The following is a 21224-nucleotide window of genomic DNA, read 5'->3' on the forward strand; positions in this document are numbered from 1 at the left end:
TCTAGCATCTCTGGCGCACGCCCACCGCCGACAACGCCCCGTATCGCAAAGACTCTGGCATGGCGCCACCCTAGGGAAATAGCCCCGCGGCGGCGAGGACTCTAGCAAAGTTCACGGCGCTGAGTCTATGTCAGGCTACGAGACTTCGTGCCAGCCCGAACGCACAGAGATAGGCACCCGGCGGCAGAAGCCAACCGGGTGCCTCCCCTCTCGCCCTGTACGTCGGGAGAGCCTAGAGCTTGATCTCGATGTCCACGCCCGCAGGCAAATCGAGACGCATCAGCGAGTCAACCGTGGTCGAGCTGGGATCGAGGATGTCGATGAGGCGCTTGTGGGTGCGCATCTCGAACTCCTCGCGCGAGTCCTTGTCCTTGTGGGGCGAGCGGATGACCGTGTAGAGGTTGCGCTCGGTGGGCAGGGGGATGGGGCCAGACACGCGGGCACCCGTCTTCTGCGCGGTGTCGACGATGAGCCTCGAGGACTGGTCGACGACCTCGTGATCGTAGCCCTTGAGGCGGATCCTGATCTTCTGGCTGGACACGATACTTACCTCCATCATGAGCGAGCTCGAACGGGAGCTGGGCGCTCGTTGCGTGGTTACTTACGAAGCGTTTCCGCCGTTCTTGGACACGATCTCCTCGCGGATGTTCTTGGGAACGGGCTCGTACGAGTCGAACTGCATGGTGTAGCTCGCGCGGCCCTGCGTCTGGGAGCGCAGGTCGGTGGCGTAGCCAAACATCTCGCCCAAAGGCACCTTGGCACGGATGACCTTGGTGTTGGTGCGATCCTCCATGCCCTCGATCTTGCCGCGCCGGCCGGAGAGGTTGCCCATGACATCGCCCATGTACTGCTCGGGCGTCTCGACCTCCACCTGCTCGATGGGCTCGAGGAGCACGGGGTTGGACTGCTGTAGGGCGTTCTTGATGGCCATGGAGCCGGCAACCTGGAAGGCCTGTTCGGAGGAGTCGACCTCGTGGTAGGAACCATCGACCAGGGTCACCTTGATGTCCTGGACGGGATAGCCGGCGATGACGCCTGACTCGAGCGCACCCTGGATGCCCTTGTCCACCGAGGGGATGTACTCCTTGGGGATGGAACCACCCACCGTGGCATTCACGAACTCGTAGCCAAAGCCGGGCTCCATGGGTTCCACGTCGATGATGGCATCACCGTACTGGCCGCGACCACCGGACTGACGGACGAACTTGCCCTGCACGTGCTGCACGGCATGACCGGCGGTCTCGCGGTAGGCGACCTGGGGCTTGCCCACGTTGCACTCGACCTTGAACTCGCGGCGCAGACGGTCGACGATGATCTCCAGGTGCAGCTCACCCATGCCGGCGATGATGGTCTGACCGGTCTCGTGGTCGGTGTGCACGCGGAAGGTGGGATCCTCCTCGGCGAGCTTGGCGAGGCCCACGGACATCTTGTCCTGTTCGGCCTTGCTCTTGGGCTCCACAGCCACGTCGATGACGGGGTCGGCAAAGTCGATGGACTCGAGTACGATGGGGTGCTTCTCGTCGCAGAGGGTGTCGCCGGTCGAGGTGTTCTTGAGGCCCACGCAGGCGACGATGTCGCCGGCGGAGCAGTTCTCGCGGTCGACGCGGTCGTTGGCGTTCATCTCGAGAATGCGACCCAGACGCTCGCGGTTGTCCTTGAGGGAGTTGTAGACGTAGCTGCCCGCATCCGCCTGACCGGAGTATACGCGGATGTAGGTGAGCTTGCCCACGAAGGGGTCAGTCATGATCTTGAAGGCCAGGGCACTGAAGGGCTCCTTGGGATCGGAATGACGCACCTCGGTCTCACCCTTGGGGTTGGTGCCGTCGATCTCCTTGACGTCCAGCGGGCTGGGAAGGTAGTCGATGACGGCATCGAGCAGCTCCTGGATGCCCTTGTTCTTGTAGGCGGAGCCCACGAAGACGGGATTGAGCTCGTTGGCAAGCACACCGGTGCGGATGGCGCCCTTGAGCAGATCCACGGGAACCTCCTCGTCCATGAGCACCTTCTCCATGAGTTCGTCGGAGTAGTTTGAGGCGGCGTCGAGCAGCTCCTCGCGCTTCTGCTGGGCAATCTCGGCGAACTCGTCGGGAATCCCTTCCATGGGCTCGGGGTAGATCATGCCCTTCTCATCTTCCTTGAAGTCCCACGCGGTCATGGTGACGAGGTCGATGAGGCCCCAGAAGTTGGACTCGGAACCCATGGGAACCTGGGTGGCCACGGCTACGGCACCGAGGCGGTCCTTCATGGTGTCGATGGCATGCCAGAAGTCCGCACCAACGCGATCGAACTTATTGATGAAGGCGATGCGCGGCACGTCATAGTTGGCAGCTTGACGCCAGACGGTCTCGGACTGGGGCTGGACGCCCGCAACGGCATCGAAGACGGCAACGGCGCCGTCGAGGACGCGCAGGGAACGCTCGACCTCGGCCGTGAAGTCCACGTGGCCCGGGGTGTCGATGATCTGGATGACGTGATCCTTCCAGAAGCAGGTGGTTGCGGCGGAGGTGATGGTCACGCCACGCTCCTGCTCCTGAACCATCCAGTCCATGGTGGCGGCACCGTCGTGGACCTCACCTATCTTGTGGGTCTTGCCGGTGTAGTAGAGGATGCGCTCCGTCGTGGTGGTCTTGCCGGCGTCGATGTGCGCCATGATGCCGATGTTTCGGAGGTCCTCGAGCTTGTACTTAGCCTTTGCCATGTGTTGTCTGCTCCCCCGTGCCTAGAACCGATAGTGCGAGAACGCGCGGTTGGCCTCGGCCATCTTGAAGAGGTCCTCGCGGCGCTTGACGGAGGCGCCCACACCGTTGGCGGCATCCATGATCTCGTTGGCGAGGCGCCCGGCCATGGTCTTCTCCTTGCGGTCACGCGAGAAGTTGACGATCCAGCGGATGGCGAGCGTGGTGGCACGACGGGAGTTGACCTCCATGGGCACCTGGTAGGTGGCGCCGCCCACGCGCTTGGGCTTGACCTCGAGGGTGGGGCGCACGTTGTCCATGGCCTTCTTGAAGACGGACAGGGGATCCTGCTCGGTCTTCTGCTGCACGAGGTCGAAGGCGCCATAGACGATGCGCTCTGCGGTGGCCTTCTTGCCATCGAGCAGGACCTTGTTGATGAGCTGGGTCACGAGACGGTTGTTGTAGATGGCGTCGGGAGTGACCTCACGACGGATTGCTGCTGCACGACGCGGCATGTTGCATCTCCTCAGAACTGGTTGCGAATTCAGACGGAACGCTTGTGGCTACTCCTTGGGGCGCTTTGCGCCATAGCGGGAGCGAGCCTTCCTGCGATCCTGAACCGCCGCGCAGTCGTAGGCACCGCGGACGATCTTGTAGCGGACGCCGGGGAGGTCGCGCACGCGGCCACCACGGATGAGCACGATGGAGTGCTCCTGAAGGTTGTGGCCCTCGCCGGGAATGTAGGCGGTGACCTCGATGCCGTTCACCAGGCGCACGCGGGCGACCTTGCGCAGTGCCGAGTTGGGCTTCTTGGGCGTGGTGGTGAAGACGCGGGTGCAGACGCCACGCTTCTGCGGATTGTGCTGCAGGGCAGCGTTCTTGGACTTGGCCTTGTGGGACACGCGGCCCTGGCGGACGAGCTGGTTGATGGTAGGCAAAGCTGTTCTCCTTCATGAGGGCTTACGGTGGGTGGTGCGCGAGCACCTATGCATCAGAGGGGGCGCAGCACCGTCTCCTCGGATCTTCAGCGCGACGAATGACTTTACTCGCGCTCTGTGCTGTTGTCAAAAGACCACGGCTCCGGGTGTATCCCTATTCCGGGCAGATTACATGCTTTGCACACAGCTGGCACCCCGGCTCGCGGCGGGTGGCCTACGGCAGCTCCGACGCATCCTCGGCACCGGCGTCCTCGGCGGCATGGGCGAGCCCGATGCACATGAGGTCGGTCACGTGCTCGTCGGAGAGCGAGTAGATCATGCGCTGGCCATCGCGGCGCGCAGACACCAGGCCACGGTCACGCAGGAGCCTGAGCTGATGCGATATGGCCGACTGCGAGACGCCGCACACCTCCTGGAGCTCCGAGACCCCTCGCTCCCCCTGCAGGAGCACGCCGATGATCTGGAAGCGCGTGGAGTCGGAGAGCGCGTCGAAGATCTGCGTGGCACTATAGACCACGTCGTCGTTGTCGAGCAGCTCGCCTATCCCGTCTGCATCGATCCCCCGCATGGGGCTCCCTGCCCTCTCCCGAAAGGGGCGCATGCCCCATGGCCAGCCTGCCTGCACCTACCTCAGTGTAGCGCCCCAGGCACAGGCGGGGCCCTCGTCAACGGGGTCGCGCCGCGGTGTGCGCACGAGGGCGGCTATCTGCTCTGCTCGTGCCGCGTGGATCGCCTGGCGCGGCGCGCCTCCTTGGCCTTGGCCCTCTCGGATGCCCGGGTGGCACGCTCGCGATCGTCGGACTCAATGATCTGCTGAAGCTTCTTGGGTGTCATGCTTGCCGCCAGCTCGCTCGCCGCGTTTCGGATGGGGCGTACCTTGCGCCAGTCATAGACGAAGCCGCCGATGATGGCACCGTAGGACAGCACCAGGCAGACGATGGCAAGGAAGCCCGCCACGGTGCTGTAGTCAAGGTTGCCGCCAGGGAATGCGCTGAGGGCGGTGGAGACAAGAATCAAGGCCATGCCCACGCCCATCGTGATCCACCACACCCGTTGGTCCCTGCGGTACTCCGGATTGCGCCGCATCAGCACCCGGGCGGCCTGCGCCACCCGATCATCCTGCTCACGCCGCGCACGGCGCGCGTTCTTGCGCTCCTCCCTGCTCATCTCGGCGTGACTCTTGCCGCTGGCCGCCTGCCTGCCCGAGCGCACCGAGCTCGCGCTGACCACACGCACACCCCGTGCCGCCTCGCGGGCGGGCTTGGCGCGGGCGACCGAGCGCCGGGCAAAGCCGCGGGGTTCCTCCGCCTCGTCCGCGTCGGACGTGTCCTTGGGGGCGCCCTTCTTGGGAAGGCCCAGGCCTCCTGCCCCGGCCGCCTCCCTGCGGGCGCCTTCGATGGTCTCACGCAGTGACATTGGACTCCTTCATGGGCTTGAATGCGGTACCGGTGATCCTCTGGAACGCCTCCTCGTAGCGGCCGGTCGTTCCCGTGATGACCTCGGCGGGCAGGTGGGGTGGCTCGCCCGTCATGCCCCAGTTGGCCCTGAGCCAGTCTCGCACATACTGCTTGTCGTAGCTGGGCTGCACCCTGCCGGGCTCGTAGCCCTCCGCCGGCCAGAAGCGGCTGGAGTCGGGCGTGAGGCACTCGTCGATGAGGGTGAGCTGGCCATCGATATAGCCAAACTCGAACTTGGTGTCGGCGATGATCATCCCGCGGCTCGCGGCATAGTCTGCCGCGGCGCGATAGAGCTTGAGCGACGCGGAGCGCAGCCGCTGGGCCACCTCGTCACCAACAAGCTCGGCACAGCGATCAAACGAGATGTTCTCGTCGTGGTCGCCCAGCTCTGCCTTGGTGGACGGTGTGAAGAGGGGCTCTGGCAGCCTGGAGGCCTCCATGAGGCCGGCAGGGAGCTTGATGCCGCAGACGGTGCCGTCCTGGTCATACGTCTTCTTGCCCGAGCCGGTAAGGTAGCCACGCACGATGCACTCGATGGGGATGGTCTGGGCCTTCCGCACCAGCATGGAGCGACCCATGAGGTAGCTGGCATAGCGCTGATACCCTGCGGGGTAGTCCGCCACGTCCATGGAGATGAGATGGTTGGGCATGAGGTTGGCGAACCTATCGAACCAGAAGCGCGAGATGCGCGTGAGCACCTCTCCCTTGTGGGGAATCTCGTCCGGCAGGACGAGGTCGAACGCGCTGATGCGGTCGCTTGCCACCATGAGCAGGTTCTCCCCGCAGTCGTAGAGGTCACGCACCTTACCATGGGAATCGGGACGAAGCTCCATAGCCGCCATGCTTTGGCCTCCTTTGGGTGTCGTCACAAGGATGGGCGTCCTTGATTGTAGCGCGTCGCCTCCCGCGCGTGACCACGCGTGGGCACATGGCTATCTAAGCGATTCCTTGTGGACAAGCGGTATGCGAATCGTAAACGTGGTTCCCTTGCCCAGCTCGGACTCCACGTCGATGGCGCCATTATGGCGGCCGACGATCTCCTTGGTGAGGGCCAACCCCACACCCAGCCCGCCAGAGACGCGCTCACGGCTGGCGTCAGAGCGCCAGAACCGAGAGAACACGCGGGAGACATCCTCCTTGGCGATGCCCATGCCCGTGTCCTGCACGGAGAGCAGGGCCATGCCACCGCGCCCACGCCCAACGCTCACAAGCACCTGCCCGCCCTCTGGCGTGTAGCGCAGGGCGTTTGACATGAGGTTGGTGAGCGCCTCACGGATGAGGTCGGGACTGACCTCCGCAACGAGCCGATGGTCGTGTGTGCGGTCGTCGAAGTTAAGCCGCAGACCCTGGTCGGCGAAGAGCTGCTGCTGCACGGAGACCAGACTCTTGACGAGCGTGACCAGGTCCGTCCGTTCGACCTTGAGCTCCGTGGAGCCATTCTCCAGGCGCGAGAGGTGCAGCATGGCATCAACCAGGCGAGAGAGGCGGCGGACCTCCTTGTCGACGGTCTCGAGGTGCTCGCTGTCGGTGGGCAGCACGCCATCCTGCATGGCCTCCACCGTGGCAATCATGGCCATGAGGGGCGTGCGCAGCTCGTGGGCCACATCGCTGGTGAGCCGGTGCTCGAACTTGATGTCCCGCTCCAGTTCGGATGCCATGCCGTCGAAGGTCTCACCCAGGCGGCCGACCTCATCGTCCCCCTTGAGGCCCGTACGCGCCGTGAGGTCGCCGTTCCTGATCTGCATGGCGGTGTAGGTGATCTTGCGTATGGGCCTCAGCAACCTGCGGGAGGCAAAGTAGCCAATGACGGTGGCGGCTATGACGCTGATGATGCCCGCCTCGATGATCGCCTGGTACGAGACCATCTTGAGGTCGTTGTCACTCTCAGCCAGCAGGAAGCCCGACCCCAGGGACCACATGCGCACCGTTCCCACGACGGTGCCACCCGCGTCAACGATGGGGGCATCGACCACCTTCGAGGCGTCTGTCTGGGAGAGGCTGGGAATCAGGCGGTCGGGGTGGCGGTCGGAGCCATCATAGATGACCTCCCCGGCAGAGGAGAGCACCTGAACGCTCGCATCGTCACTGCTGTCATCGAGGGCCGCCGCGCGGGCGGACACGTCATCAGACCAGCCGCCGGCATCCTCATAGCAGCGCGCAATCTCGATCGCACCCCGGTCTGCCATCTGCTGCAGCCTCTGGTGCGAGTAGCTCTCGAAGCGTCTCTCCCAGACCACGGCAAGAACCAGGGCGAACACAAGCGTGGTGGCAATCGCCGTAAGCACGAAGAACAGCACCGAGCGTCCGCTGAAGGTCTTCCCCGGTCCAGCGGGACGCGAGTGACGCTGCATGGTGCTATAGCGGGACTCCCCCGAAGGGGGCTCGCCGTTGTTCCCGGGGAAGCTCGTGTGTTCCCGTTCCGTTGCCATGGCTACCTATTGGCGTCTACGCATCCTGAGCATCAGGCTTCTGCGCCGCCTCGAAGCGATAGCCAACCCCATGCACGGTGTAGAGCCATTTGGGGTTGCGCGGGTCATCGCCAAGCTTGGCACGAAGGTTCTTCACGTGGGAGTCGATGGTGCGCTCGTAGCCCTCGAAGTCGTAGCCAAGCACCTTCTCCACCAGCTCCATGCGGGTATAGACGCGCCCTGGATAGCGGGCCAGGGTCGTGAGGAGCTTGAACTCGGAGGCCGTGAGGTCGATCTCGGAGCCATTCACCAGCACCTTGTGGCCAGAGATGTCTATGACCAGATCGCCAAAGTCCAGGACCTCCAGCTGGGGCTCCGCCTCGGCGTGGGCGCGGCGCAGCAGCGCGCGCACGCGGGCGACGAGCTCGCGCGGAGAGAACGGCTTGATGAGATAGTCATCGGCGCCCAGCTCAAGGCCAATGATGCGATCCTCCACCTCACCCTTTGCGGTGAGCATGATGATGGGCACGTTCGAGGTCTCGCGCACGGCGCGACAGACCCTCTCACCCGAGAGCTTGGGGAGCATGAGGTCGAGAATGATGAGGTCGAACGTGTGCTTCTCGAACTCCTCGATGGCGCTTTGCCCATCGCCAACCCCGCGGACGATATAGCCCTCCCGCTCGAGATATGCTGCAACGGCATCGCGAATGGTCTTCTCATCCTCGACAACGAGGATCTTCTTTTCTTCCGTAGCCATAGGGCCTCCTCTGTCTAGCTGAACGCCCACCTGTACACAAACTCTCTGCATTTCCTCCATATTAGCGCAGGGAGGATTGGAATGCACGGACTTTAGAGCGCGAACGCACGCACGCTGACCGATTCGGGATAGCCCGTGTCCTGCGTCTTGACGGTCGCATAGGTGACGAAGGTATCACACGTCCCGGCGCGCACGGGGTACTCGCCATAGTCAAGCGCCCTGTTCGCCGCAGGAAGCGTGGCATAGGTGCGCGCATCGGTATCGATCACAAAATAGGACGCGTTGGCACGGACGATATAGACGCTGCCCTTCCCCGCGACGGGCGCGGACGGCTCGCGGGAGAGCGCCACGAAGGGTCCCTCCCCATGACCGATGTAGGTTCCCATCTGCCCAAGCAGTCCGCCGGACGAGTAGTTGGCCTCGATGGAGAACGCAAAGTCGTCTCCCATGCGCACGGCACTGAAGGGCTTGACTTCCGAGGGAAGCACGAGCTGGTCGATCTGAGAGCCCATGCCATCGGAAAGGCCGTAGGCCGTGATGCCGTAGTATGTGCCGGCGTCCGCGTTCACGCGCGGGGTGAGGGTGACGATGCCATCGGACACGGTCGGAGCGGTGCCAAAGCGCCCGGGGGAATCGACAGCCGTCGTGGCGGAGGAGTCACCCACCGTCCAGAGGTAGCAGTAGGAGTGTTCGGAGCGCCTGCTCCCGGAGTTGGAGGGCATGACCTGCCAGATGACCATCTTGCCCGAGACCACGAAGGACGCGGGATCCCAGTCGGCGCCCGCAGACCAGAGCGACGTGGGGTCGCCCGCGAGCTTGCCACTCGAAAGCGCCGTCGCATAGAGAGCCCAGTCATGCGTGAGCAGGTTGAGCTCGACCCAGGCATAGACCGAGTCGGAGCAGCCCACGTCGTAGATGACCACGTTGCCCTTGTCGTCGGCGACCGGTTCGGTCACCAGCTCGGAGATTGCCCCCGACGAGATCGAGAACGTCGACGCCTTCACCATGGGGGCAGCGGACGATCCGGCCGTCGTCGCGGCAACGAGCGATCCCTCGCTGGGCTTAAGGACGTTACCCACGGCGATGGTCCAGGAGCCCGTCTCCTTGAGGGAGAGCTCGGCGGAGGAGTAGTTGCTTTCGTTGGTGCTGGGATCTATGACGTAGTCGGCAGAGCCCCCATCCACCACCGTAGGACGGGTGGAGCCATCATCTTTGTGCTTGCAGCCCGCAAGCACGCCGATGGAGGCCACGGCAATGCCCGTCGCCACGCCAGCGCGGAAGAGCCCGCGTCGTGTCGTGGTCAAGAACCCCTGTGTCCGTCTGCCCATCTGTCGCCCACCACCCCCGGGCTGTCCCTCGTGGAGGCGCCCAGTATACTCGCATGCCGCTACTCGTCGAAGCTCAGCCGTTCGAGGCGGTCGAACACCACGTCGACACGCGCCAGGAAGCTCCTGGGGTCAAAGATGCGGTCGAGCTGCTCTGCCGTGAGCGTGCAGAGGGGGTCTGCCGCAAGCTTTTCGCGAAACGAGGTACCCGAGACGCATTGCTGCACCTCTCGCCAGGTGTCCATGGCGTTCCTCTGCACGATCTGGTAGGCGTCCTCACGCGTGATGCCCGTGTCCACGAGCGCCAGCAGCACCTTGGAGGAGTAGATGAGGCCCCGCGTCCTGTCGAGGTTGGCCAGCATCCGTTCCCGATAGAGCACGAGGCCATCGACGACACGGATGAGGCACTGGAGCATGTGGTCGAGCGCGATGAGGCTGTCGGCCTGCGCGACGCGCTCGGCGGAGCTGTGGCTGATGTCGCGCTCGTGCCACAGGGCCACGTTGTCGAAGGCCACCTGCGCGTTGGCCTTCACCACGCGTGAGAGGCCACAGACCTTCTCCATGGTGATGGGGTTGCGCTTGTGGGGCATGGCGCTGGAGCCCTTCTGGCCCTTCCTGAACGGCTCCTCCACCTCGAGGGTGTCCGTCCTCTGGAGGTTGCGCAGCTCGGTGGCGATGCGCTCGCAGGTGGCAGCCATCGTCGCCAGCACGCCCGCCAGGTAGGCGTGATGGTCGCGACTGATGACCTGTGTGGAGAGCGGGTCAAAGTCCAGTCCCAGGTGCCCGCAGACGTAGGCCTCCACGCGGGGGTCGATGCTGGAGTAGGTTCCCACGGCGCCGCTGATGGCGCCCACGGCGACGCCCCTGCGAGCGTCGAGCAGGCGGTCGAGGTCACGGCGCAGCTCCCAGGCCCAGGAGCCAAACTTCATGCCAAAGGTCATGGGCTCGGCGTGGATGCCATGCGTGCGCCCCACGCAGGGCGTGTCGCGCTCCTCGAAGGCGCGGCGTTTGCAGAGGGCACCCAGCGCGCGCACGTCCTCGATGATGAGGTCGCAGGCCTGCGTCAGCTGGTAGCACAGCGCCGTGTCGCCCAGGTCGGAGCTGGTCATGCCATAGTGAATCCAGCGGCTGGGCTTGGGATCCCCCTCGGGGACGTCCTTGTCCACATAGGCGCCCATGTTGGTGAGGAAGGCGATGACGTCATGATTGGTGACGGCCTCGATCTCGTCCACCTCGGCCCTGTCGAAGGCCGCGTGGTCGCGGATCCACTTGGCCTCCTTTTTGGTGATGCCACTCTCCCCCAGCTCGGCATGCGCCTCGCAGGCGAGCACTTCGATCTCCTGCCAGATGGCATACTTGTTCTCAAGCGAGAAGATGCGCCCCATCTCGGGACGGGTGTAGCGGTCGATCATGCGAGTCCTCTCATCACGGACGGCGGCGCGTCCCTTCCATGATACAGCTGGAGAAGGCACGCGCCCCTTTCTCGTCTAACGCGCGGATTCCCCTGGGGAGGGTCCCGCAACCTGTCGCTCGTCGCGCTCGAGCACCGACGAGGCCTCGTCCAGCTGTTCGACCACCGCATCGTGGCCGGTGCCGCCGTAGGTGTCGCGCGCGTTGGCGATGCCTGCAGGATCGAGGTCATGAGTGATGTCGTCATCGAAGAGGGGGCTCGCCGCGCGGAACTCATCGGCCGTGAGATCCTCCAGATCCTTGTGATGCTTCTCGCAGTACAGCACGAGCTTGCCCACCACCTCATGCGCCTCACGGAAGGGCATGCCCCTCTTTGTCAGGTAGTCGGCCACGTCGGTGGCCGCGGTGAAGCCACGGCCCGCCTGGGCGAGCATCGCGTTGGCATGCACGGTCATGGTCTTGAGCATGCCCGCCACGATCGCCATGCAGTCGTGCAGGGTCCAAGCCGCATCTGTGGGGCCCTCCTTGCATTCCTGCAGGTCCTTGTTGTAGGCAAGCGGCAGGCCCTTCATCGTGGTCAGAAGCGCCATGAGGTCGCCGTAGACGCGTCCCGTCTTGCCGCGCGCGAGCTCGGCAAAGTCGGGGTTCTTCTTCTGTGGCATGATGCTCGAGCCGGTGGAGTAGGCGTCCGAGAGCGTGACGAAGCCAAACTCCGTGCTGCTCCACAGCACGATCTCCTCGCAGAGGCGCGAGAGGTGCATCATGGACACGCCGCAGGCATACTCGAGGTCGAGCAGGTAGTCACGGTCGCTCACCGCGTCCATGGAGTTGGGGATGGCGTGATCGAACCCGAGGAGTTCCGTGGTGAGCTGTCGGTCGAGCGGGTAGGTGGTGCCGGCAAGCGCCGCCGAGCCCAGGGGGTTGGCATCGGCCGCGCGCAGGGCGGCGGAAAGCCGCGTGAAGTCCCGTGTGAACATCCAGAAGTACGCCAGCATGTGGTGGGAGAACAGCACGGGTTGCGCATGCTGCAGGTGCGTGTAGCCCGGCATGACCACGTCCAGGTTGTCCTTGGCGACGCCCAGCAGCACCCGCCGCAGTCCCAGGTTGCCCTCGAGCAGCTCTCGGCAGAGGTCCTTCGCATACAGGCGCAGGTCCGTGGCAACCTGGTCGTTGCGCGAGCGTCCCGTGTGCAGGCGCGCGCCGGGCGTGCCGATGGCTGCCGTGAGCTTGGACTCCACGGCCATGTGGATGTCCTCGTCGTTCACGTCGTAGGCAAAGCCGCCGGCAGCCATCTGATCTGCTATGTCCGCAAGGCCCGCATCGATGGCCGCCTGATCCTCGGGCGAGATGATGCCCTGCGCGGCCAGCATCTTCGCGTGGGCACGAGAGGCGCGGATGTCCTGTTGCACCATGACCTTGTCGGCCTCGAGCGAGGCGCCAAACTCCTGCGTGAACTCGTCCACGCCCTGCTCGAACCTGCCGCCCCACAGTGCCATGAGCCCTCCTTCATGTGCCAGAGCATCCGTCGCCGCATCCCAGTGTACACAACGGCCCCGCTCCCCTGAGAGAAGTGGGACCGCAGCCGTCACCCATACGCCATGCGTCATGGGCAATCCGGCCGAGAGACCCCTATGCCCCCTGCAGGCCCGAGCCGGGACCCTGGACGCGAGACCAGGTCTTGGACTGCAGGCCGTGGATGGTGATGAAGCCCTTGGAGGCGGAGTGGTCGAAGCTGTCACCCTCGTCATAGGTGGCCAGGTTGTAGTCGTAGAGGCTGTAGTCGCTGTGCAGGCCATCCACGAAGAGGCCACCCTTGCAGAGCTTGATGCGAACCTCGCCGGTGACGTACTTCTGCGTGTAGGCGTTGTACGCGTCTATGGCCTCACGGTTCTGCGAGAACCAGAGGCCGCGATACACGGTGGATGCCCACTCCACGTCGAGCTTGGCCTTCTGCTTCAGGGTCTCGGCGTCGAGGCACAGGGTCTCGAGCGACTGATGGGCCTGGATGAGAAGGAGCGCGGCGGGACACTCGTAGCACTCCCGGCTCTTGATGCCCACAACACGATCCTCGATCATGTCGATGCGGCCGAAGCCGTTGCGCCCGGCAATCTCGTTGGCCTTGATGATGCAGTCGAGAAGCGGCATCTTCTCGCCATCAATCGAGACGGGCAGGCCGCCCTCAAAGCCGATGATGACGGTCTCGGGGTCGGCGGGGCAATCCTCGGGGTTCTTGGTCATCGTCCAGATGTCCGAAGGCGGCTCGTTCCAGGTATCCTCGAGCACGCCACACTCGATTGCACGACCCCACAGGTTGTCATCGATGGAGTAGGGCTTCTTGTGGGTGGTGGGCACGGGCACGCCGTGGGCCTCGGCCCATGCCATCTCGGAGTCGCGCGTGGCGAGATCCCACTCGCGCACGGGCGCGATGATGTTCAGCGTGGGGTCGAGGGCGTGGATGGAGGCATCGAAACGCACCTGGTCGTTGCCCTTGCCGGTGCAGCCATGAGCAACGTGCTTGGCGCCATACTGGTGCGCGATGTCCACGAGGTGCTTCGAGATGATGGGGCGAGAAAGTGCGGAGAGCAGTGGGTAGATGCCCTCGTACTTGCCGTTTGCCCAGATGGCCTTGGAGATGATGGCCTCGGCGTACTCCTCGCGCATGTCCACGGCCTCGGAGGCAATGGCACCCATGTCGAGGGCCTTCTGCTTGATCCAGCTGAGGTCCTTCTCGTCCTGACCAACGTTGCCGCAGATGGCAATGACGTCCATGCCCTTCTCGACCTGCAGCCACTTCACGATGACAGACGTGTCCAGACCGCCGGAATATGCGAGGACGACCTTCTCCCTGGTGCTTTCTGACATGATGCTTCTCCCTATTCTCCGCTCGCATCCGCCACCTGCGGACATCGAGACGTATTGGCTGGTTGGTGGTGCCCCTCTGGTCGCTGCGGGCGCCGGCAATAAAAAGCACCCGGCGAGCCGGGTGCCGTTCAGTTCAAAGACACGTCATGAGCCGAGCTCATGGGAACCGAAGCTACACGCACGGGCGTCGCAGCGAGACTCGTCGATCATGGCGTCGGAGGGAGCGTGTGGCCCACTCGATGGTCATGGCTTCCTCCCTCTGTCTCGTGCGCTGCGCGCGGCGGCTTCTGCGGAGTACTGTAGGCAACCCATGGATGCCCACGGGCACGAACGCGATCCCTTAGCCATATGGAAACAAACGGCGATGACGGGGCCGGGGAAAGACGCCTCCCCGGCCCCGTGCGCTTCTGGTGGGTCGTGAGGGCCTCGAACCCTCGACCTTGGGATTAAAAGTCCCCTGCTCTGCCAGCTGAGCTAACGACCCGTGGCGCTGATTCTACCACGCGGGCGCTCGCGGCCGCGCTAGTCCGTCTCCCAGGCCCACTGACCGTTGACGAAGACGGGGACCGCCTCACCGCCTTCGGTGTAGCCCGTGATGTCCATGTCATCGGTACCGATCATGAAGTCGACGTGCATATGCGACTGATTGACGCCGTGCACGAGCAGCTCGTCCGGGCTCATGTCAAAGCCGCCCTCCACACACTCGGGAAAGCCCATGCCCAAGGCCAGATGGCAGCTGGCGTTCTCGTCGTAGAGCGTGTCAAAGAACAGTCTGCCGTTGCGGCGGATGGGCGTGTTCTTTGAGATGAGGGCGCACTCGCCCAGGCGGGTGGCGTTCTCGTCAGTCGTGAGGATGTGCTCCAGGACGTCCTTGCCACGCCGTGCCTCACATTCCACGACGCTGCCGTGCTCGAACCTCAGCCAGAAGTCGTCCACGATGGTGCCGTCGTGGACGAGGGGCAGCGCGGAGTGCACGATGCCGTCGGCCCGCATGCGATCGGGTGATGTGAACACCTCCTCGGTGGGGATGTTGGGAAAGAACACCGTTCCGTCCTGCGTGCGGGCGGCGCCGCCCTCCCAGACGTGCGCCTGGGGGAGCCCAACCGTCAGGCTGGTCCCGTTCGAGGCGACGTACCGCAGGCGGTCGAAGCGCTGGGCGTTGAGGAAGCGCTTCGTCTTCTCGAACGTGGCGTTGTGCGTCTCCCAGGCGCTCTGGGGGTCCTCGCCATCTGCGCGTGCGACGTTGAGGATGGCCATCCAGAGGTGGTAGACGGCCACCTCGTCGGGTTGTCCCTCGAAGACCTTGCGCGCCCAGGCGACCACGGGTACGCCTGCAATGCACCAGGCGTTATGTCCGAAGTCCATGCCCTCACGAAACGACCGGCAGTCACGGTTGCGAGCGAGCATGGCGGCGGCTGGCTTGGCAGGGTCTATCCCATCGAGGGCCGATGGGTCGCTCCCCTCCAGAAAGAGAAAGGACGCACCCGACTCGGAGAGCGAGTTGAGCTGTTCGCGCCTCCAGCTTGGCGTGCTCCTGAAGTACTCGATGTCCACGTTCTCGTACTCAAGCCGCTTGAGGGCATCATCGTCCCAGATGACCGTCACATGTCCCACACCGGCCCCGTAGGCCGCCGCGACGACGATGCGCGCGAAGTCCGCACCTTCCACCGGGGCAAAGACGACAAGCTCCTGCCCGGGTCGTACGGCCGCCCCCTTGCGCACCAGCAGCTCGGCATACCCTTCAATTTCCGGCTGCAGGCCCTCCAGGGCATGAAGGCACTCGTCCGGAGTCATGTCGCTCATACGGCTCCCCTCAAAAAGCATGGGCCCCAGAGGGACCCATGATGTGAGCTATGGAGCGGGCAACGGGACTCGAACCCGCGAATGATGGCTTGGGAAGCCATTGCCTTACCACTTGGCGATGCCCGCGTGTGTGAGGATTCTATCACAGGCATCGGGACCGCGTTGCCCACGTTTGGGCGCCTTCGAACCGTATGGGAAACTTCGCCTCCCCTGCCTGCGTCGGTGCGCACGGACGACGAGATGACGCCCCATCCCGCAGACTCGTGCAGGCCCAGGCAAGGGCTGCGCAAGATCGGGCCGCTATGCTCTCCCCAGCTCGGAAGGGGGCACGCCATGAGAGACGAGAGGGGCCCCACGCCCAACGAGGCGTGGGGTCGCAGGTCGCAGGCCAACGTGCCTCCCACCACGCGCCTCATGGGCGGGGACATCCCGCACGGTTCATGCCCCAGTGGGATAGGCCATGCCGGCAGACGCGCGCTCGGCCTCTGCGCATGGCCCCCTCCCCACATCCCTATGAGCGACGGATCAGTTCGGCCACCAGCTCGGTGACGTCCACCACCTGCGCCGCATCGACGTTGGCGGCGGTATCGTCGGCGGAATGAGCGTTGGCAGGGGTGCCGGCCTCGCTCATGCCCATGACGGTCATCGCGCGCATGGACGACTGGAGGGCGCTGTACGCGTCCGTCTCAGCCCAGTCATGACGCCTCTTGGCCAGGCTTATGTGCAGGTCGGACGCAATGGTGCTCAGCAGGCGCACCATGCGACGGTCGGCACGACGAGGCACCGACGCGCCTTCGGAGGTGAGCAGAGTCAGGTCGCCGGCACCGATGCATTCCAGGTTGACGATGAAGGCACCGCGCGCCTGCTTGCGGTACTCGGCCAGGAACTCCCTCATGCCGGCATGGTTGAGCTCGGAGGCACCCGTTGCCACAAACCACACGTCATGTGCGATCAGCTCGTCATCACCCATGCCAAGCACGGCCTCGCGCTCGCGTTCCTGATCGGGCTCGTCGGCGGCGTTCCGCTCGACCACACGAAGGTCGGAACGGGTCGTCGCACCACCCTTCCAGTGGCTGGGATGATCGGCGTCGTGACTGGGGCGCGTATCGTTCCTCAGCTTCCTCTCTCGAGCTCGCGGGGTCGGCTCCGTAGAGTCAAGATCCTCCCCCTCGGCTCCCTCGGACGCCGCAAGCGGGTCGCTTGGGGCCTGGGCGGGATCGGGGAGGTCAAAGAGCACGGCACGACGGGCGGTCGAGGAGACCTGGGGCGCATACTCGGCCTTGCCCCAGTTGGGATCCTCGACGCCCTCGGGGCGCGATGTGCGCTCGGCGGGACCGGACGGTTCGTCGTCCTGGACATGAAGACCACTGGTATCAAGGTCACCGATGGTGCCAAGGTCCTCGTGCGGAGCGTCCATCGCGGCAGTGTCCGAGACGGGGCCCCCTCCGGAGGGTGCGTCCTCGGACGAGCCCGCACCCTCCCGCTCGGTGGCGTCGTCGGGTGCCCCATCATCCTCCAGCAGCTCGAGCACGGCGATGTCAGCGTCATCAAGAGGCTCGTCGTCCTGGGGCTGACGCCGATCGAGCCCCGCGAAGAACGCGCGGATCCGCCGGCCTATGCTCGGCGCATGCTCCCCCTCGTCCTCAAGCGCCTCATATTCGGGAACAGGGACGCTCTCGAGAAGCTCATGGGTTCTCTCCCGGCGGGCCTGGGCATGTGCATGTGGCTCCCCGGACAGGCCATCGTCCCCATATCCCTCCTGCACCTCAGGCACATGGGGGCGTCCTTCGCCCGCACGCTCCTCGGCGGCGCGGCGCGTGTACCCGTTGTCCAGGAAGGATGGTGCATAGCCGGTATGGTGCGCCGGCTCCTCGACCCCCACGCCCTCTTCCGGCTGCGGCTCCTCCTGCTCCGGCTCGGGCTCAAGGAAGTCCTTTACGGAGAAGTCAGGAATTTCGGGGACCTCCGGCAATGTCGAAAGATCAAGGTCAGGAACGGGCGGCAGGTCGTAGACGATCTCGCAATCCTTGGGAAGGATGTTGAGGCGCTCGATGAACGCCGCACCACGTCGCACCGACTGGGACGCGGTGAGGTCAAGCTTATGGATGGGGGGGATGGATGGCGCTGAGACCTGCGTGGGCCCACCCTCTGCCGGTGGCTCTGGCTCGGCGGTGCCGATGGGCTCGGACGCGCTCACCATGGGAGCCTCGGAGGACGTGGGCTCTTCGGGTTCCGTGGGCTCTTCGTGCTCGGGCACCTCGGGCTCGGCCTGCTCGTCTTCGGGCCCGGGCATCTCCTCGGGCGCAGCGGCCTCCTCGGGCGCTGGTGCTGTCTCGTCCATGGTCTCCGCGACCGCAGGCTCGATCTCCTCAAGAGGCGTCAGGATGGCAGGCGCCCCCTCGCCCTTCGTCGCGTCATCCGGCTTGGGCGTGTCGGGAGCCTCGTCATCGATCCCCTCATGGGTCGTTGCCTCGCGAATGCGCCTAAGCATGCCCGTCGCACCCTCGCGCACCTTTCCGAACATGGTGGGTAGGCCTTCCGCGCCCTCGTGCGACACCTTGCGCCCATCCACCCAGTCGGCATCAATCTGGATGGTGCCGGGCGAGTAGACGTGAGTCGCATCCCCCTCCGTCTCGGTGCCTGCTTCAGGTGGGGCGGCGTTCCCATCCTCGGTCGAGGAAGCTTGGCCCTCCTCGCCCCCCGTATCATCCCGCACAGTGGGTGAGGCAATGGCCGCATGGGGATGTGCCTGCGCCCATCGTTGTGCCTCGTCGGTGCCGGGGCGAATCTTGTCCAGGACCCCGAGCATGGCAGCAACGGCGGCCTTGTTGTCGTTGGCACCCTCCGTACAGGGCGCAAAGCGCTCGTACACGTCATTGACGCCAATGGCCAGAAGCGGCAGGGACGCCACGATGCCAATGATCCAGAACACGTGGCGCGCCGGTGCGGGAAGGAAGCCCATCACCTGGAAGAGACAGCACGTCGCAACCATGAACACGCACCAGAAGGCAGAGCGCTTGAGCGCGGGCAGATAGCGGACGAGCGTCCGCCGCCACAGCAGGCCCTCGTTGGGTGTGTCGTAGTGGGCGACGATCACGATCGGTCGGTTGCCCTTGACCACCAGGGGTCCCGAGGCGCGATGCACACCGATGACGTTCTGGCTGCGTGCCTTGGGTCCCAGATTGGCTAGGATGTCATAGCCACCAAAGCGCAGGGCAAGCAGGATGATGCCCACGAGCACGATGACCCTGCCGATGGCGCCCGCGGCCGAGCCCAGCACGCCACCGAGGACGATGCCCACGAACAGCAGGAGATAGACGATGCTGTGCGCAAGGTCCCCTGCCACGGGCATGTCAAATTCCTGAAGCGTGGTGTCAAGTCCGTGCTCGTCCATCAGCTCCTTCACCAGGTGGGCGGCGTCAAGCTCCTCCTGGCTGTTGGCAGGTGCGATGTCAACCTGGTCATTGAGGTAGTTGAGATAGTTGCGCGTCGATGCCATGCTCTTTGTTCCTTTGCCCTAGACTGCAGGTTGGTAGAGCGGTCTGACCGTGAATTATACGTCTATCGCAACAACTTTGCCGCGCGGCCACTATCCTTACGCCCTAGGCGGACGCGAGACCCCGCGCGAGGCATGGTCGGGCGCGATAGTGACCTCGCACGCCATTGGAAGAGCTTGGGGGCGCATATGACAGCATCTGGTGACGCAGGCACCTCCAAGACGTACCTCACGGCCCAACGGCTCGCAGGCCTCGTGCTGGAGTTCTCCAACAGCAGGACTCCCCTCTCCTCCACAATGCTGCACGAAGCCTACTATCCGGACACGCGGTCGAAGAGCTTTCAGAGGGCCTTTGAGCGAGACCGCCAGAGGCTTGAGACGATGGGCTTCGTTGTGTGCGAGGTGGGCAGGGATGCGAACGGCGTGTCCCTTTGGCAGGTCGACCGCAGCCAAAGCCTGGTGGAGGGGGTCGCCCTCTCCGAACGGGACGCGCTCGTCGTGGACGTGGTGTGCCGTTCTCTCGCAAGCGATGAAGAGTTTCCCTATGCGACCGAGCTTGGGAGTGCGCTGCGCAAGATCGATCGCTACTTTGCCGAGGATGCCGTGGCATATCCCGCCGTTCGCGTACACAACGAGACGGCACGGACGCTGGTCTCCTGCCTCTCGAGACGTCAGACGGTGCGTGCGGTCTACACGGACGCCGGGGGGATGACCACTACGCGCGACCTCGAGCTGTTGGGAAGCTTCACCCTGCGCGACCATGCCTATTTCGTGGCCCGCACACGGCAGCGGCCCAACCACAGACCCCGCATCTATCGCCTCGACCGCTTCACGCAGGTACAGGGAATCGGAAGTCCGGCGGCATACGACATTCCCATGGACTTTGACGCACGGGACTGGTGCCTGCTGCCCTTCCAGCTGGGTGCCACCTGTGCGGAGGCAACGTTCCGACTTCCCGAGGCCCCCGATCCTAGCCTCGCCGCGCGACTCTCGTCCAAAGGGACGTTCCTTTCGGACGGCAGGTGGCAGACGAACGTGGCAGACATCCAGTGTGCGGCGCGGTGGGCCATCGCCACCGGTCTCGTGCCCACGGCGCCACAGGGGCTTGTGACCGCGTATGACCATGTGCTCGAGGAGGCGTCCCGTGTGTGCCCATAGACGGGGCAGGAGAAGGGGGACGGACGTCACCGCCGAACTGCTCGCCCTTCTCTCGGCACTCGATGGGAAGGGGAGCGTCATCGATGCGGAGGGCATCGTGAGGCGCCTGGGCTGCACGCGCGAGCATGCCCGGGAGCTGCTCGAGAGTCTTCTTGCCCTGAGGGATTCGGACGGGATCGGGCTTCCCCTGCTGGTGGATGACCAGGAGGGAAGGGCCGATTCCCTGGACATGGCCTTTGGTGGTGGCGTACGGGGATATGCGCTCACGCTGACCCCCCTGGAGACACAGGCGATCATCGCCGCGCTGAGGACGATGGGCGTTGGGGAGGAGGGCCTCCTTGCCCGTCTTGAGCGGGCAAGGAGGCCCTCGCGAACGTCCACGCACGAGCTCCTTGCGCTGCTCGGTAGGGAGCTCGCCTCATCCAGCACCCTTGCCATCTGTGCCGAGGCAATCGCCGAGATGCGCGAGCTCTCGTTTGCCTACCACAAGCCCCAAGGGGAGCCTGAGCTTCGCCACGTGTGGCCCGAGGAGCTTCGCCCGCAGGACGGCCTTTGGTACCTTGACGCCTATGACATCGACCGTGCCGGGACACGCATGTTCCGCCTCGACCGCATGAGCGAGGCACAGGTAGGGAGGCACATCTACGGATCGGCCCCCGAAGGCGACGACGTCACCACATCGATGACGGTCACGCTGCATTTTGCCCCCGGCGCACCACTGCGGGAGCTCGATTGGCCTCGGCTCGAGATTCGTGCCGTAGAGGAAGCCTCGGGCGTCGTGACGGCAACCATACCCTACTTTGGGGGCGATTGGCTCGTGAGGCACCTTGCCGCCTGCGGCGACACCGTGACCATCGATGACCAGCAGCTTGCTCGGCGGGTACGGGCCTATGCCACGACGCAGAGGCAGGCTATGAGCCGCTAGGCCATCAGCG

At 64.7% G+C, this 21224-nt stretch carries 17 protein-coding genes and 2 tRNA genes; 2 read left to right on the forward strand and 17 right to left on the reverse strand.

Annotation, left to right across the window (positions count from 1 at the left end):
* Positions 1-232: 232 nt before the first annotated feature.
* The 17 genes from rpsJ to HMPREF1316_RS13475 all read right to left on the reverse strand — a co-directional run bounded on the left by rpsJ (position 233) and on the right by HMPREF1316_RS13475 (position 19134).
* Positions 233-541 (reverse strand): 30S ribosomal protein S10, encoded by a 309-nt coding sequence (gene rpsJ, locus HMPREF1316_RS12215; protein ID WP_021727426.1) that lies wholly within the window; start codon positions 539-541, stop codon positions 233-235.
* Between the two features lie 60 nt (positions 542-601).
* Positions 602-2698, reverse strand: a complete 2097-nt coding sequence (gene fusA / locus HMPREF1316_RS12220; RefSeq protein WP_021727459.1) for an elongation factor G — start codon at positions 2696-2698, stop codon at positions 602-604.
* Between the two features lie 21 nt (positions 2699-2719).
* Positions 2720-3190, reverse strand: a complete 471-nt coding sequence (rpsG, locus tag HMPREF1316_RS12225) for a 30S ribosomal protein S7 (protein WP_021727403.1) — start codon at positions 3188-3190, stop codon at positions 2720-2722.
* Positions 3191-3238: 48 nt separating this feature from the next.
* The gene (rpsL, locus tag HMPREF1316_RS12230; protein WP_021727427.1) at positions 3239-3613 is read right to left on the reverse strand and encodes a 30S ribosomal protein S12; all 375 of its coding nucleotides are present in this window, start codon (positions 3611-3613) and stop codon (positions 3239-3241) included.
* Positions 3614-3827: 214 nt separating this feature from the next.
* A complete protein-coding gene (locus HMPREF1316_RS12235) occupies positions 3828-4181 on the reverse strand; it encodes an ArsR/SmtB family transcription factor (protein ID WP_021727354.1) in 354 nt (117 codons plus the stop codon).
* A gap of 134 nt (positions 4182-4315) precedes the next feature.
* On the reverse strand, positions 4316-5029 hold the full coding sequence (locus tag HMPREF1316_RS12240) for a hypothetical protein (protein WP_021727454.1): 714 nt from the start codon (positions 5027-5029) through the stop codon (positions 4316-4318).
* On the reverse strand, positions 5016-5912 hold the full coding sequence (locus HMPREF1316_RS12245; RefSeq protein ID WP_021727384.1) for a phosphoribosylaminoimidazolesuccinocarboxamide synthase: 897 nt from the start codon (positions 5910-5912) through the stop codon (positions 5016-5018). The genes HMPREF1316_RS12240 and HMPREF1316_RS12245 overlap by 14 nt, the downstream gene beginning before the upstream one ends.
* A gap of 90 nt (positions 5913-6002) precedes the next feature.
* A complete protein-coding gene (locus HMPREF1316_RS12250; RefSeq protein ID WP_040652576.1) occupies positions 6003-7499 on the reverse strand; it encodes a sensor histidine kinase in 1497 nt (498 codons plus the stop codon).
* A 16-nt stretch (positions 7500-7515) separates the two neighbouring features.
* Complete coding sequence (locus HMPREF1316_RS12255) at positions 7516-8235, reverse strand: response regulator transcription factor (protein WP_021727376.1); 720 nt, start codon at positions 8233-8235, stop codon at positions 7516-7518.
* 92 nt (positions 8236-8327) lie between these two features.
* Complete coding sequence (locus HMPREF1316_RS12260) at positions 8328-9539, reverse strand: Tat pathway signal protein (protein ID WP_232204540.1); 1212 nt, start codon at positions 9537-9539, stop codon at positions 8328-8330.
* 83 nt (positions 9540-9622) lie between these two features.
* Entirely contained in the window at positions 9623-10972 is a 1350-nt protein-coding gene (gene purB, locus HMPREF1316_RS12265) for an adenylosuccinate lyase (RefSeq protein ID WP_021727439.1), read from the reverse strand.
* A gap of 75 nt (positions 10973-11047) precedes the next feature.
* A complete protein-coding gene (argH, locus tag HMPREF1316_RS12270) occupies positions 11048-12466 on the reverse strand; it encodes an argininosuccinate lyase (RefSeq protein ID WP_021727386.1) in 1419 nt (472 codons plus the stop codon).
* A gap of 133 nt (positions 12467-12599) precedes the next feature.
* Positions 12600-13832: an argininosuccinate synthase gene (locus tag HMPREF1316_RS12275; RefSeq protein ID WP_021727464.1), complete on the reverse strand. Its 1233-nt coding sequence runs from the start codon at positions 13830-13832 to the stop codon at positions 12600-12602.
* Between the two features lie 408 nt (positions 13833-14240).
* Positions 14241-14316: transfer RNA gene (locus HMPREF1316_RS12280), tRNA-Lys, on the reverse strand.
* A gap of 38 nt (positions 14317-14354) precedes the next feature.
* Positions 14355-15635: an aminopeptidase gene (locus HMPREF1316_RS12285; RefSeq protein WP_021727378.1), complete on the reverse strand. Its 1281-nt coding sequence runs from the start codon at positions 15633-15635 to the stop codon at positions 14355-14357.
* A gap of 51 nt (positions 15636-15686) precedes the next feature.
* Positions 15687-15761: transfer RNA gene (locus HMPREF1316_RS12290), tRNA-Gly, on the reverse strand.
* Positions 15762-16146: 385 nt separating this feature from the next.
* Complete coding sequence (locus HMPREF1316_RS13475) at positions 16147-19134, reverse strand: M28 family peptidase (protein ID WP_021727448.1); 2988 nt, start codon at positions 19132-19134, stop codon at positions 16147-16149.
* Positions 19135-19320: 186 nt separating this feature from the next.
* On the opposite strand from HMPREF1316_RS13475, the gene HMPREF1316_RS12300 reads away from it, so the two are divergent.
* Together HMPREF1316_RS12300 and HMPREF1316_RS12305 are read left to right on the forward strand one after the other, a co-directional pair.
* Entirely contained in the window at positions 19321-20289 is a 969-nt protein-coding gene (locus tag HMPREF1316_RS12300) for a helix-turn-helix transcriptional regulator (RefSeq protein ID WP_021727425.1), read from the forward strand.
* Positions 20276-21214, forward strand: a complete 939-nt coding sequence (locus tag HMPREF1316_RS12305; protein WP_021727410.1) for a helix-turn-helix transcriptional regulator — start codon at positions 20276-20278, stop codon at positions 21212-21214. Before HMPREF1316_RS12300 ends, HMPREF1316_RS12305 begins: the two co-directional genes overlap by 14 nt.
* Positions 21215-21224 lie beyond the last annotated feature (10 nt).

The organism is Olsenella profusa F0195 (assembly GCF_000468755.1).
GTDB classification, from domain to species: domain Bacteria; phylum Actinomycetota; class Coriobacteriia; order Coriobacteriales; family Atopobiaceae; genus Olsenella_F; species Olsenella_F profusa.